This window comes from Streptomyces sp. NPDC059850 (genome assembly GCF_042731515.1).
Taxonomy (GTDB): Bacteria; Actinomycetota; Actinomycetes; order Streptomycetales; family Streptomycetaceae; genus Streptomyces.
Genome location: NZ_JBHWJI010000010.1, coordinates 61425 through 74888, shown reverse-complemented (window position 1 = coordinate 74888; position 13464 = coordinate 61425). Strand labels below are relative to the sequence as shown.

At 71.8% G+C, this 13464-nt stretch carries 13 protein-coding genes; 5 read left to right on the top strand and 8 right to left on the bottom strand.

Going from position 1 to position 13464, the window contains the following annotated elements:
* Positions 1-60: 60 nt before the first annotated feature.
* Both ACFV9T_RS10620 and ACFV9T_RS10615 read left to right on the top strand, forming a co-directional pair.
* Complete coding sequence (locus ACFV9T_RS10620; RefSeq protein ID WP_385438331.1) at positions 61-534, top strand: erythromycin esterase family protein; 474 nt, start codon at positions 61-63, stop codon at positions 532-534.
* Complete coding sequence (locus ACFV9T_RS10615) at positions 531-887, top strand: erythromycin esterase family protein (protein WP_385438330.1); 357 nt, start codon at positions 531-533, stop codon at positions 885-887. The genes ACFV9T_RS10620 and ACFV9T_RS10615 overlap by 4 nt, the downstream gene beginning before the upstream one ends.
* Positions 888-986: 99 nt before the next feature.
* Here the strand turns inward: ACFV9T_RS10615 and ACFV9T_RS10610 are convergent, their stop codons facing one another.
* The 3 genes from ACFV9T_RS10610 to ACFV9T_RS10600 are packed head-to-tail and all read right to left on the bottom strand — an operon-like array spanning position 987 to position 3991.
* Positions 987-2480, bottom strand: a complete 1494-nt coding sequence (locus ACFV9T_RS10610; protein ID WP_385438328.1) for a tripartite tricarboxylate transporter permease — start codon at positions 2478-2480, stop codon at positions 987-989.
* A gap of 3 nt (positions 2481-2483) precedes the next feature.
* Positions 2484-3017 carry a tripartite tricarboxylate transporter TctB family protein gene (locus tag ACFV9T_RS10605; protein WP_385438326.1) on the bottom strand — a complete coding sequence of 178 codons (534 nt, stop codon included), beginning with the start codon at positions 3015-3017 and terminating at the stop codon, positions 2484-2486.
* Positions 3014-3991: a Bug family tripartite tricarboxylate transporter substrate binding protein gene (locus tag ACFV9T_RS10600; RefSeq protein WP_385438570.1), complete on the bottom strand. Its 978-nt coding sequence runs from the start codon at positions 3989-3991 to the stop codon at positions 3014-3016. The genes ACFV9T_RS10605 and ACFV9T_RS10600 overlap by 4 nt, the downstream gene beginning before the upstream one ends.
* A gap of 186 nt (positions 3992-4177) precedes the next feature.
* Here ACFV9T_RS10600 and ACFV9T_RS10595 point away from each other — a divergent pair, with 186 nt between their 5' ends.
* From ACFV9T_RS10595 to ACFV9T_RS10585, 3 genes are all read left to right on the top strand, one after another.
* Positions 4178-4858 (top strand): response regulator, encoded by a 681-nt coding sequence (locus tag ACFV9T_RS10595; RefSeq protein WP_385438324.1) that lies wholly within the window; start codon positions 4178-4180, stop codon positions 4856-4858.
* Between the two features lie 64 nt (positions 4859-4922).
* Positions 4923-7106, top strand: coding sequence for a hypothetical protein (locus tag ACFV9T_RS10590; RefSeq protein WP_385438322.1), 2184 nt, complete (start codon positions 4923-4925; stop codon positions 7104-7106).
* Positions 7103-8665, top strand: a complete 1563-nt coding sequence (locus tag ACFV9T_RS10585; protein WP_385438321.1) for a hypothetical protein — start codon at positions 7103-7105, stop codon at positions 8663-8665. The genes ACFV9T_RS10590 and ACFV9T_RS10585 overlap by 4 nt, the downstream gene beginning before the upstream one ends.
* An 11-nt stretch (positions 8666-8676) precedes the next feature.
* On the opposite strand, the gene ACFV9T_RS10580 is transcribed toward ACFV9T_RS10585, so the two are convergent.
* The 5 genes from ACFV9T_RS10580 to ACFV9T_RS10560 all read right to left on the bottom strand — a co-directional run bounded on the left by ACFV9T_RS10580 (position 8677) and on the right by ACFV9T_RS10560 (position 13448).
* Positions 8677-9339: a transcriptional regulator gene (locus ACFV9T_RS10580; protein WP_385438318.1), complete on the bottom strand. Its 663-nt coding sequence runs from the start codon at positions 9337-9339 to the stop codon at positions 8677-8679.
* Positions 9336-10484 carry a pyridoxal-phosphate dependent enzyme gene (locus ACFV9T_RS10575; RefSeq protein WP_385438317.1) on the bottom strand — a complete coding sequence of 383 codons (1149 nt, stop codon included), beginning with the start codon at positions 10482-10484 and terminating at the stop codon, positions 9336-9338. The genes ACFV9T_RS10580 and ACFV9T_RS10575 overlap by 4 nt, the downstream gene beginning before the upstream one ends.
* A 94-nt stretch (positions 10485-10578) precedes the next feature.
* Positions 10579-11382 carry an HAD family hydrolase gene (locus ACFV9T_RS10570; protein ID WP_385438567.1) on the bottom strand — a complete coding sequence of 268 codons (804 nt, stop codon included), beginning with the start codon at positions 11380-11382 and terminating at the stop codon, positions 10579-10581.
* 180 nt (positions 11383-11562) lie between these two features.
* Positions 11563-12372 carry a phosphatase PAP2 family protein gene (locus ACFV9T_RS10565; protein WP_385438314.1) on the bottom strand — a complete coding sequence of 270 codons (810 nt, stop codon included), beginning with the start codon at positions 12370-12372 and terminating at the stop codon, positions 11563-11565.
* Positions 12373-12422: 50 nt separating this feature from the next.
* Positions 12423-13448, bottom strand: a complete 1026-nt coding sequence (locus ACFV9T_RS10560; protein WP_385438312.1) for a LacI family DNA-binding transcriptional regulator — start codon at positions 13446-13448, stop codon at positions 12423-12425.
* Positions 13449-13464 lie beyond the last annotated feature (16 nt).

Sequence of the window (13464 nt, the reverse complement as noted above, 5' to 3'; positions counted from 1 at the left end):
AGGGTCAACCTCTGGCGTGACCTGAAGCCGGCCTGGCTTTCCCCAGGCCGGCTTTCGCTTGTGCCGTGTAAGCCACTCACGGTTCACAGGACTTCTTCCGCCCTGGAACTGCCCTGGAGCAGCGGTGTGCGCATCAACGAGTACGTACTGCGAGGGAAGGGCGACCTGAAGGACATAGCGCGAGATGAGTTCCAGGGTTCCTACCGGATCTGGAACAACCAGGACTACATCAACCTCATCGAGTGGACGCGCGCCTACAACCTCAAGCACCCGCACGACCCGGTGCAGTTCTTGGGCGACGACATGGGCTACGCCGGGCCGGAGCTGTACCAGCGGGTGAGCGGCTATGTGGCCCAGAGTCTCCCGCGGTTGTCGGAACGTGTGGCCGAGCTCTACCGCGGCCTGCCGCCGACCACCGATGCCGGCACCTACTACACGGAGTACCTTCAGCTACCACTGGCTGAGCGCAAGGAGCGGGCAGAACGGACCCGAGAGGTGTACGAGCTCCTGCGGAAGCAGCGCCCGGAAACATGATGAAGTACCGAGACCAGGCCATGGCCGAGAACGTGGCCTGGCGGCACAGGTACACCGGCGACCGGATCCTGCTGTCGGCGCACAACACCCACGTGTCGTACGACTCGTTCGACGTGCGGTACCCCAAGACTCAAGGCGCCTTCCTGCGCGACGCGCTGGGCAAGGATTACGTCAGCGATATGCGCACTGCCCCCGACTCCGCGCGCACATGGCTGGCCACGTCACGTGTCACCTGGAACATCGGCGCCGGGTGGCCCGACCCCACGGAGTACAGGGCCGCCCTCGGCACGGCACACGACATCCTCATCCACCTGCACGACGTCGAAGCCACCACGTACCTGGGCAACCCCTGATCCTCGGTCTCCAGCACACCGCCCGGGCCAACCACCTTGTGATGCCGCCGCCCGGGCGGTGTCGGCCGTGTGGTCCCGCACCTCGACCACTCACACCCGTTATGGGCGCGTCCTCGCGGCCGGCAGGAGCTTCCGTACCCATGGCCAAGTCACGATCAGGGCGATCACCACGTACACGGTCACCGCGAAGGGCGTGTTGACCAGGCCCGTGAGGCTGCCGTCGCTGATCTGGAGCGCGCGCCGCAGCTGGAGTTCCGCGCCCGGGCCGAGGATGACGCCGATGACGGCGGGCAGGACGGGGAGTCCGTAGCGGCGCATCAGGAGGCCCAGCAGGCCGATGATGAGCAGGATGACCAGGTCCAGCGGTTCGCCGCCGACCGCGTACGCGCCGACCGCCGCGAAGAAGAGGATGCCCGCGTACAGGTAGGGCCGGGGCACCTTCAGCAGCTTGGCCCAGATCGGGGCCAGGGGGAGGTTGAGGACGATCAGCAGGGCCATGGCGATGAAGAGCGAGGCGATCAGGCCCCAGACGAGGTCCGGTTCGCGTTCGAAGAGCAGGGGTCCTGGCTGGATGCCGTACTGCTGGAACGCGGCGAGCATCACCGCGGCGACGGCCGTGGTGGGCAGGCCGAGGGTGAGCATCGAGACGAGCGTGCCCGCGGCGGACGCGGAGGCCGCGGACTCGGGGCCCGCGACGCCCTCGATGGCGCCCTTGCCGAACTCGTCGCGGTGCTTGGAGAGCCGTTTCTCCGTCACATAGGAGAGGAAGGTGGGGATTTCGGCGCCGCCCGCCGGGATCGCGCCGAAGGGGAAGCCGATCGCGGGGCCGCGCAGCCAGGGGCGCCAGGTGCGGCGCAGTTCGGCCTTGCCGAGCCAGGGGCGGCCGACGGGGATGGGCTGGTCGGGGCGGGTGCGCAGATGCATGGCCACCCACAGCGCCTCGCCGATGGCGAAGAGCCCGACCGCGACGATCACGACGTCGATGCCGTCCGCGAGCTGCAGCGAACCGAAGGTGAGCCGCTGCTGTCCGGTGAGCCGGTCCAGGCCGACGAGGCCGAGGGTGAGGCCGATGAGGAGCGAGGCGAAGCCGCGGATGCGGGAGCTGCCGAGGACGGACGTCACGGCGACGAACGCCAGGACCATGATGGCGAAGTAGTCGGGGGCGCCGATGTCGACGGCGAGGTCGGCGACGGTCGGGGCGAGGAAGACCAGCAGGATCGTGCCGATCATGCCGCCCGCGAAGTGCCCGATGGCGGCCGCCGCGAGGGCCTGCGCGCCGCGCCCGGACTTGGCCATCGGATGGCCTTCCATCGCGGCGACCACGGCCGCCGTCTCACCCGGGGTGTTGAGCAGGATGGACGTGGTGGAGCCGCCGAACATGCCGCCGTAGTAGATGCCCGCGAACATGATGAACGCGGCGGTCGGGTCCAGCCCGTACGTGACGGGCAGCAGCAGCGCGACCGCCATCGCCGGGCCGATACCGGGCAGCACGCCGATCGCGGTGCCGAGGAGCACGCCGACCGCCGCCCACAGCAGGTTGATCGGGGAGAGGGCGGTGCCGAAGCCGTCGAGGAGGTGGTTCAGGGAATCCATCGGTCAGAGCACCCCCATCAGCGGGCCGCCGGGCAGCGGCACCGAGAGCAGCCGGTCGAAGACGAAGAACGTGACCACGGACAGCACGGCCGCGATGATCGGATCACGCGAGAAGGAACGGCTGCCCAGCGCGTACGCGGAGCCCCAGAAGAGCAGCGCGCCGGAGATGGGGAAGCCGAGGGGCTGGATGAGGACGGCGTTGCCGAGGAACACCCCGGCCAGCAGGACCACGGTCCGCCAGTCGCCGGGCGCGCTCAGGTCGATGTCCTCGCCGCCCTCCGCCTCGCCGCGCCCGCCGCGCAGGACGTCCACGGCCAGCAGGACGGCGACCAGCAGCAGCCCGGCGCCGACGACGAGGGGCACGGTCTTGGGGCCGACCGGGCCGCGCTGCGCGAAGCCGGTGTCCATGGTGAGGGCGTCGGTGAGGACGAGGACGCCGAGGATCAGCAGCAGCGCGCAGACGCCGAGTTCGGAGCGGCCGCGCAGCCGTTCCGCGAGGCCGGAGGACCCGGCGGCGGCAGTGGGTTCGGGGGTCACAGTCCAAGCTCCTTCAGCACGGTGTCCACGCGCTTGTCCTGCGCGTCCAGGAAGCGCCCGAAGTCCTCGCCCGGCAGATAGGCGTCGGTCCACTGGTTGCGCTTGACGGCGTCCTTCCACTGCTTGGACGCGTGCAGCTTGGCGACCAGGCCGGTGAGCTTCTCGCGTTCGCTGTCGCTCAGACCGGGCGGGGCGACGATGCCGCGCCAGTTGGTGAACGTGACGTCCACCCCGGACTCCTTGAGCGTCGGGGCGTCGAGCCCCTTCGGCCGCTCGGCGCTGGTCACCGCGAGCACCCGCAGATCGCCGGACTTGATCTGGTCGAGGTATTCGCCGATGCCCGAGACGCCGAAGGCGACCTTGCCGCCGAGGACGGAGGCGAGCAGTTCGCCGCCGCCGTCGTAGGCGATGTAGTTGACGGTCTTCGGGGCGATCCCGGCGGCCTTGGCCATGAGCATGGGCGCCAGGTGGTCCGGACCGCCGGGCGAGGAGCCGCCGCCCACCGGGAGCGCGTGGGGCTTCTTGCGCCAGTCCGCGAGGAGCTGGTCGAAGGTCCGGTACTTGGAGTTCTTGGCGACGACCACGATGTCCGGCTCCTCCGTGAGCCGGGCGATGGGCGTGGTGTCGGCGAGCGAGGACGGCGCGTGGTTGGTGTGGACGGCGCCGACGACACCCAGCCCCATCGACATCGCCAGCTTGCCGTTGCCGCGCTCGGCCACGAGCTGGCTCAGCCCCACCGTGCCCCCGGCGCCGGGGAGGTTGAACACCTCGATGTTGTTGCCCAGACCCGCGTCCTCGGCGCTCTTGGCGGCCGTACGGGCGGTGATGTCGTAACCGCCGCCGGGCGTATTGGGCACCATGACGCGCAGACCCGGAATGCGGGTGCCGCCCCCGGAGCCGTCCCCGGAGCTGAGCAGCGGCGGCGCGAGGAGGACGAGCAGGGCCGCCGAGAGTACGGCGAGCGGGGTACGCAGGGCAGGACGCAGCGGCAGGCTCGGACGCTGTCGCACCTGGTGACACCACCTTTCGGGCTTGCGTGTGAGGTGGGCCACATGTTGCCTATGGGTTACCGGGCTGTCTCGCTTCCGGTATTAAGAGACGTTGTGGTCGTTGAGTTCGCGGGGTGATCGCGGGCCTGGACGCCGGAAAGGGGCCGCCCGGTGACGACAGTGCTGGTCGTCGATGACGACTTCATGGTCGCCAAGCTGCACAGCCGCTATGTGGCGGCCACGGAGGGCTTCACGGTCGCCGGGGTCGCGCACACCGGGGCCGAGGCGCTGTGCGCCGCCGAGGAGCTGCGCCCCGACCTCGTCCTCCTCGACATCTATCTGCCGGACATGGACGGCATCAGCGTGCTGCGCGAGCTGCGCGCGAAGGCGGAGGACGGCGGCCACCATGTGGACGCCCTGTTCGTGACCGCCGCCAAGGACGCCCACGTGGTGCGCGAGGCGCTGCGCGCGGGGGCGCTGCACTACCTGATCAAGCCGTTCGACCGGGCCGCGCTCCGGGACCAGCTGCGGCACGCGGCGGCCCTGCGGGCCCGCCTCGACACCCTCGGCGAGGCGCGCCAGGCGGACGTGGACCAGATCTTCGGCGGCCGCCCGCGCGCCTCCCGCGAACTGCCCAAGGGGCTGGCCGCGCACACCGCCGACCTCGTCGAGCGCACCCTTCGGGCCCACGCGGGCGGGCTGTCCGCCGCCGAATGCGCCGAGGCGGGCGCCTTTTCGCGGGTGAGCGCGCGCCGTTATCTGGAGTACTTCGCCGATACCGGACAGGCCGAGGTCACCTTGCGCTACGGCGGCACGGGCCGCCCCGAGCACCGCTACCGCTGGATCGCCTGATGTCCGTACATGGGGTGCGTACGGGCCGGGTATAGCGGGGGAAGGGCGAGCCACGGGGGGCACGATGGGGAGCGGCCTGTACAACCTCAAGAGCGTCATGGACACGCTGGCCCCGGCGCTGCTCGGGATGCCACCGGGCGGCGGGCCATGGGTGAAGCGCACGTTCCCGGCGGGCGAGCCCGTCGTGGAGGTAACCGGCGGCCGGGCCACCGGCAAGACGGCGCTGCTGGACGCCCTGTACGACGGCTATCACGCCTGGGTGCCCACGGCCCGGGTGGACCTGGCGGAGGCCCCGTACTCGGCGGACGACCAGGGCGACCGCGCCCGGCTGGACACCGCGCACGCGTCGCCGGTGACCAATCTGCTCTTCACCGTCTCCCATCAGCTCGGCTACGAACGCGACGGCAACAAGCGCACCCTGACCTTCCCCCGGCTCGCGCCCGCGCTGCTGGTGATCACCGCGTGGCGGCCCGAGGCGCGGGAACGGCACGAGGGCGAGGTGGCGCCCGCCGATCTGGTCGCGGCGGAGGAGGAGTTGGGGCGCATCCTCGCGCAGCGCGACCCCGACCCGCAGGCCCGCAAGGTCGTCGTCGGCCGGTGGCTGAACGCGCTGGGCGGGGTCGTGGCCGGGCTGCTGCCCGGGGTGCCCGGGCTCCAGGAGGTGCTGAGCGCCGCCACCGACACCCTGCTCGCGCGGAGCGACGACGGCCGGGACGGCTCGTCGTGGTGGCGCGCCCATCTGGACCGTATCGACGGCGACGCGGTGCAGCGGCTGTTCGCGCTGGTACGGAAGTTCCGCCGGGGCGGAGCGGACCGCGCCGAGGTGGAGGCCGACCTGATCGCCGCCCTGCTGGCGGACATCAACGGCGCGTACGGCGCCTGGGCGCGCAGGACCCAGCATCCGTCCCTGATCCTGCTGGACAACGTGGACGAGGCGCTGCGCGCGCGCTTCCTCGACCCGTTCGTCGCCCGGTACGCACGCGACAGCCGGGAGTGGCGCAAGCGCGGGCGCGTCATGCTGCCCGTCGTCTTCGCGACCTCGCTCGGGGACGGCGCCGAGCCCAAAGCGCTCACCACCGACGCGCCCCCGTGGACGAAGCCGGAGCGGTGCCCGCCGGGCGTGTGGCTGCTGCGGCTGGGCATCCCCAAGGTCGGCGACGCGGAGATCCGTTCGATGCTCGACGAGGCCGGGGCCGACGCCGGTACCGGGGCCGACGCCGCGTACCCGCCGTCGCTGCCCACCGTCATCGCCCGGCTGAGCGGCGGGCGGACGGGCGACGCCCTGCTGCTCGCCGGGGCCGCGGCGGCGCGGCTGCGCGAGCCGGGCCCCTTCGTACTGGACGAACTCCTGTCGCTTCCGGCGCCCGGCTCGGCCGAACCCGTGGGCGCGCGGCTCTTGGCGCGGTTGCTGCCCGACCCGGACGTACGGGAGGAGGTGCTGCGGCTCGCGCCCGCGCTGGACGGGGCGGCGGCGGCGCGGCTGCTCCGGGCCGACCGGGCCGCGCTGCCCGGCCTCAGCCCCGAGCTGCGCGTCAGACGGCTGCGGGACGCCACCCTGGAGCGGCCGCACTGGGACCACCGGCCCTGGCCACCGGAGAGACCCGGGCAGCCGCCGCTGATCACCGACCGGGCGCTGCGCGCGCTGCTGCTGCAGGCTTTAAGAACCGGGGCCGACGAGGCGCGCTGGACCCGTCTGCACGCCCTGTCGGCCGCCCGCTACAACGACGGCGATATACGGACCGACGACTCGGACCGGCACGACCGGCGCTATCTGCACCACGCGCTCGCCCAGGGCCGCATCGACACCCTGGTGGTGCGGGCGCTGCACTACCGGTATCTGCATCGCACCCCCGCCGAGTGGCTGGGCGACCTCAACCTCATCGCGGCCGCGCCCCCGGGGTGGGCCGGTTTCGCCCCCGAGGACCCGCCCGCCCGTGAGGCCCTGCCCGCCTGCGCGTCCTGCGGGCCCGGCGCCGATCGGCGCGTCCACGCCGCGATCCGGCTGCTGCTGGCCACCGTATGGCGGCTGTCCGCGCCGACGGCCCCGGTGCCGCCGAGCCACCGGGACGCCGACCTGGTGCACCTGCGGACCGCGCTGGAAGCGCTGTGCTCCGACTACGGCAACAGCCCGCGCCGCGAGCGGGCGTACAACGCGTATGTCGACGCCATCGCGGACGGCGGCTGGATCGACGCCCTGGTCAGCGGGGTGCAGGCCCCTGATCTTCCAGTCAAGGGGAGTAGCCGATGACCCGTCCCTTCCTCCGTCCCTTCCGCGCCATCCGGAACTGGCACTCCGCCCTTCCGCCGATCCGCCGGGTCCTGAACTGGCTCCTGGTGGGGCTGGTCGCGGGCGTGCTCGTGGCGGTGGGCATCGTCACGCTGACGCCCGACCGCTCGTGCGGCGCCGGGGTCGACAAGCGCGCGGGCGACAAGGAGTGCACGGGCGTCACCGACGGCGGCCACGCCTTCATGGCCGAACTGGGCCCGGTGTCGGACCGCATCAAGGCGGAGAACACGAAGGTCACCAAGAGCGGCAAGGCGTACGCGACCATCGCCCTGATGATCCCCATGACGTTCAGGAAGGACGACGTGGCGGAGCGGGCCCAGGTGGTCCGGGAGGTCCAGGGCGCCTATCTCGCGCAGTACCGGGCCAACCACGAGAGCGGCGACGAACCGGCGATCCGGCTGGTGCTCGCCAACCCCGGCCGCGACATGACCCGCTGGAAGGAGGTGTCGGACCAGCTGGCCGGGATGGCGCAGTCGGGGAAGGACCGGCTGCGCGCGGTGTTCGGGTTCAACCTCAGCGTCACCCGCACCGAGCAGACCATCGCGTATCTGACCAGGGAGAAGGGGATAGCGGTGGTGGGCGGTCCGATCACCGCGGACGACCTGGGCAACGACCGTGAGAACCCCCGCAGATACCCGGGCCTGGCGAAGATCGTGCCGTCCAACCGTGACCAGGCGCGGGCGCTCACCCACCATCTGAAGGTGAAGCCGCGCGACACCTTCCTGGTCGAGGACACCCACGCGGACGACCTCTACGCGCGGTCGCTGCGCGCCGCCTTCCGCGCGGAGACGAACGGAACGCCGTATTCCGAGCAGTACGACTCGTCGACGGCCATCCCGAACGACTTCGTCCAGATGGTCAACAACCTCTGTGACTCCCGGGCCACCACGGTCTACTTCTCCGGCCGCCCGCCCGCACTCGCCCAGCTGATCAGGGCGCTGGGCAAGCGGGGCTGCGCGGACCAGCGCTACCGGGTGGTCACGGTCTCGGGCGCGTCGACGCTGGCGTACGACCCCACGATGGACTGGGACGCCTTCTCGTACGGCGCCGGGCTGTCCGTCGAGTACGCGACCATCACCCACGAGAGCGCCTGGACCAGCGGGAACCCGCCAGCGACGGGCGGTTCGGCCGCCGACTTCCGGGCGCTCAGCAGGCTCGTCGGCGGCGGGAAGTCTTCCGCGGTCGGCGACATCGGCCCGACCGGGCTCGCCGACGGCCGGACGATCACCACCTACGACTCCGCGACGACGGCCATCGCGGGCATCCGCAACCGGACCACCACCAAGGGGCAGGTGCCGGAGCTGGACTCCATCGCGGCGGCGTGGCCACGGCTGCACGGGGACCAGATGGTGCGCGGGGCCAGCGGCTGGATCTGCCTCAACGGCTACGGGACGCCGTACGACAAGGCGGTGGCCATCGTGAAGCTCTCGCCCAGGAAGGACCGGCACATCGAGTTCGAGAAGCTGGCCTGGCCGGACGGCCGCCCGCCCTCCGAGCAGTGCACGGCCGCACCGGACTGAGCCCAGAGGTATTAAGGCGCGCGCAGATAGTTGTAGACCGTGGCGCGGGAGACGCCGAGCAGTTCGGTGACCACCTGCACCGAGTGCTTGACCTGGAGGAAGCCACGGGTCTGGAGGGAGCGGACGAGTTCCTTCTTGGCGGCGGAGCCCAGGCCCCGGGGGGTGTGGCCGCGCGCGGCGGCGAACTCCTCCACGACAGCGCGCAGCTCGGTGACGGTACGGGCCCGCAGGGTCTCGATGAGGGGCTGTTCCTGATCGTCGGTGCGGACGAGGTTGTTGAGGCTGCGGGCGACGCTGGCGAAGAGGGAGACGTCCAGGTTGAGGCAGATGGCGGCGACGTACGTGCCCGCGCTGTTCTTGATGCCGATGGACGTGCTCTTGGCCGGGCGGCCGTCCGGGAAGCGGTTGGAGTAGTTCTGGACGATGCCGGGGAAGCCGGGGTCCTCGATGCGGGCGAGGCCGAGTTCGGTGGCCGGATCGCCGACCGATCGGCCGGAGAGATTGGACTCGATGGCGCGGATGGCCTGGTCGGGCTGGCGCAGATCGTGCAGCACCACCTCGCACAGCCCGGGGAACATCCGGCCGATGGCGGTGACGATCTTCTCGGCCTCGCGCAGCAGCAGTTCGTCCTCGGCGCTGTCGCGCGGCTCGTCCTCCCCGGCCGTTCCGGTCATCGTGGGTCCTCCGGCGTGTCCTCCGGCGTGAACAGGGCGCCCATCGCCGTCGCCGCCTTCAGCCCCGAACCGGTCAGCAGGACGGCCGTCGTCTCCCCGGGGCGGATCGCGCCACGGGCCCGGAAGACGTCGATCGCCGCAGCGGCGGTCGCGCTGGTCGGCTCGGCGTACAGCCCCATCGCGGCCAGCCTGCGCACCGCCGCGACGATGGCGTCCTCGGGGATGGCGGCCATGTCGCCGCCCGAGCGGCGGACCGCGCTCACCACCTCCGGCAGCCGGACGGGCTCCCGGATGGCCGTGCCCTCGGCGATGGTGGGGGAGAAGGCGGGGGCGGCCGTCGCACCGCGGAACGCGGCGTGGATGGGGGCGCAGCGGGCGGGCTGGGCGACCAGCAGCCGGGGGCGGCGGGCGATCTGGCCCGCGCTCAGCAGCTCACCGAAGCCGAGGTCGCAGCCGAGCGCGGTGGATCCGGCACCGGCCACCGTCACCACGGCGTCGGGTGCGGTGAAGCCGAGGTCTTCCCACAGCTCGTACGCGAGGGTCTTGGTGCCCTGGAGGAAGAAGGGGTGCCAGTTGTGGCTGGCGTAGTACGTGGCGGCCGACTGGCGCAGCGCCTCGGCGGCGGTGGCGTCCCGGTCGCCGGGGATCAGCTGGACGTCGGCGCCGTACGCCCTGGCCTGCAGGACCTTGGCCGGTGACGTCGACTCCGGGGCGAGGATCCGGGCCTTGATCCCGGCGGCGGCGCAGTACGCGGCGACGGAGGCGCCGCCGTTGCCGGAGCTGTCCTCGATGACCTCGCGGATGCCGCGCTGGGCCAGCAGGGAGATCATCACGCTGGTGCCACGGTCCTTGAAGCTGCCGGTGGGGCTGAACCACTCCAGCTTGAAGTGCACCCGACCCTCGCCCCAGTCCTTCTCGACCAGCGGCGTGCATCCTTCACCCAAGGACACCGGGGCGTCGATGCGCACCGGGAGGGCCGCTCGGTAGCGCCACAGCGACCGGGCCCCGGTGTCCACCTGCCCGGGGGTGATGCCGGGCAGCGCGGAGACGGTGAGCGGTGCGCCGTCGTCGCCGCACCAGCGCGGCTCGTCGATCGGATACGAGGCGCCGGAGCGCTCGTCGACGTAATGTGGTTCGGCTCGCACCTTGGACATTCTGTGCAGTTGTGAATCGGCGGTCAAGGTCCCTGAAGGCGACTCAAGTCGGATTCAAGGTATGTTCAAGCAGGTGTGACAGGGGTCAAGCAGGCGCGACAGGGGCGAACAGCCGTTCCAGCACCACCGCGACCCCGTCCTCGTCATTGCGCGGCGCCACCTCGTCGGCCAGCGCGATCAGGTCCGGGTGGGCGTTGCCCATCGCGACCCCGTATCCGGCCCAGTCCAGCAGCGGGATGTCGTTCGGCATGTCGCCGAAGGCGATCGTGTCGGCGGGGGCGAACCCCATCCGCTCGGCGGCGAGACCCAGCCCCACCGCCTTGGAGACGCCCTCGGGCAGCACCTCGATCATGCCCTTCTCCGAGAGCGTCACCGACACCTCGCCCGCGCCCGCCCAGGCCGCCGCAGCCGCTACAGCGTCGTCCGCCACCTCCCGGTGACGCATCAGCACCTTCTCGATCGGCTCCGCCCACAGCGCCTCCCGGCCGACGATCGCGTGCCAGCCGGGCCGCCGCCGCAGCTCGGCGAACCCGGGCGTGACCACGAAGCGGTTCTCCGGCGCGGCGGTCACCACGGCCAGCTCCAGCGGGCCCGCGCCCAGCGCCTGCTCGGTGCGCTCCACCACCGACCGGGCCAGGTCGCGGTCGAGCGCGGCCGAGAGCAGCAGCCGGTCCGCGGTCGCGTCGTACAGCTGCGCGCCCTGTCCGCACACCGCGAGCCCCCGGTAGCCGATCGCCACCAGGAACTCCCGGCAGGACGCGGCCGCGCGCCCCGTGACCACCAGATGCCGCGCCCCGGCGCGGGACGCGGCGGCCAGCGCCGCACGGGTGCGCGGCGAGACCGTCAGATCGCCGCGCAGCAGGGTGCCGTCGAGGTCGGTGGCCACCAGCCGGAAGGGCGGACCCGCGGACCGGGGGCGGGGGAGAAGGGCTCCGGGGGCAGGAGCGGCAGGAGCGGCAGGAGCGGCAGGAGCGGCAGAAGTGGCAGCTGTGGCTTCGGGGATGTACACGGTGCATCAGAATGGCGGGTCGGCCGGGGTCGATCAAACCGTGCAGGCAGGCGCCGAAAGCTAGGCCGGGCGCAGCTCGCCCTCGCGCTCGGGCGCCCGCCGCCGCCCGGCCACCTGCTTCGGCAGCCGGTACGGCAGCGCCCCGTACCAGGCGTACGACAGTGCGATGCCGACGGACAGGCAGATGACGCCGCCGACCGCGTCCATCCAGAAGTGGTTGGCCGTCGCGACGATCACCAGCAGCGTCGCCGTCGGGTACAGCAGCCCCAGGACCCGCACCCACACCGGGCGGGCCAGCGTGGCGATGGTCAGGCCGCACCACAGCGACCAGCCGATGTGCATCGAGGGCATCGCCGCGTACTGGTTGGACATGTTGGCCAGGTTCCCCGAGGCCATCGAGCCCCAGGTGTGGTGCACCACGACCGTGTCGATGAAGTGCCCGCCGTGCATGAGCCGGGGCGGGGCCAGCGGGAAGAAGTAGTAGCCGAGCAGGGCCACGCCGGTGGTCGCGAAGAGGGCCAGCCGGATGGCGGCGTAGCGGCCCGGATGCCAGTGGTAGAGCCACACCAGCACGCTGAGCGTCACGATGAAGTGGAGGGTGGCGTAGTAGTAGTTCATGCCGACGATCAACCAGCTGACCGAGTCGCTCGCATGGTTGACGCCGCGTTCGAAGGCCATCCCGAGCCGGTGCTCCCAGTCCCAGACCCAGCCCGCGTTGCGCAGCGCCTCGGCGCGCTGCTCGGGGACGGCATTGCGGATCAGGGAGTACGTCCAGTAGCTGACCGCGAGCAGGACGATCTCGAACCAGAGCCGGGGCCGCCGCGGCGTCCGCAGCCGGTCCATCGAGGTCCGAGAAGTCGCTTCACCCATAGGGCAACAGTCTGCCAGAGATGTCCGATACGGGGTGTGGTTATGTCCCGTTACGGACGGGCGCCGTGCGCCGAGGCGGTGGACCCGCGGACCACCAGCTCGGGCAGGAAGACGAACTCGCTGGGCGGCGCCGGAGTGCCCCCGATCTCCTCCAGCAGCGCCCGCACCGCCGCCTGCCCCATCGACTGCACCGGTTTGCGGATGGTGGTCAGCGGCGGGTCGGTGAAGGCGATCAGCGGGGAGTCGTCGAAGCCGACCACCGAGACGTCCTGAGGGACCCGCAGCTCCCGGCGACGGGCCGCGCGTATGGCCCCGAGTGCCATCATGTCGCTCGCGCACACCACCGCCGTACAGCCCCGGTCGATCAGCGCGCCCGCCGCCGCCTGACCGCCCTCCAGGGTGTACAGCGAATGCTGGATCAGCTCCTCGGAGTCCTCGGGCGCCACCCCCAGCCGGTCCCGCATCGCGTGTTGGAAGCCCTCGATCTTCCGCAGCACGGGGACGAACCGCCTGGGCCCGAGCGCCAGCCCGATCCGGGTGTGCCCGAGGGACACCAGATGGGTGACGGCCAGCAGCATCGCCGCCCGGTCGTCGGGGGAGATGAACGGCGCCCGCACCTTCGGCGAGAAGCCGTCCACCAGCACGAACGGCACGCCCTGGCCGCGCAGCTGGTCATAGCGCTGCATATCGGCGGAGGTGTCCGCGTGCAGCCCCGAGACGAAGATGATCCCGGCCACGCCCCGGTCCACCAGCATCTCGGTCAGCTCGTCCTCGGTCGAACCGCCGGGGGTCTGGGTGGCCAGCACCGGGGTGTAGCCCTGCCGGGTCAGCGCTTGCCCGATCACCTGGGCGAGCGCGGGGAATATGGGGTTCTCCAGCTCGGGCGTGATCAGTCCCACCAGCCCGGCGCTGCGCTGCCGCAGCCGCACCGGCCGCTCGTAGCCGAGGACGTCCAGGGCGGCGAGGACGGACTCGCGGGTGGCCGACGCCACCCCCGGCCTGCCGTTGAGGACGCGGCTGACGGTGGCTTCGCTGACCCCCGCCTGGGCTGCGATGTCGGCAAGCCGTGCGGTCATGGACCGGGACCTTACC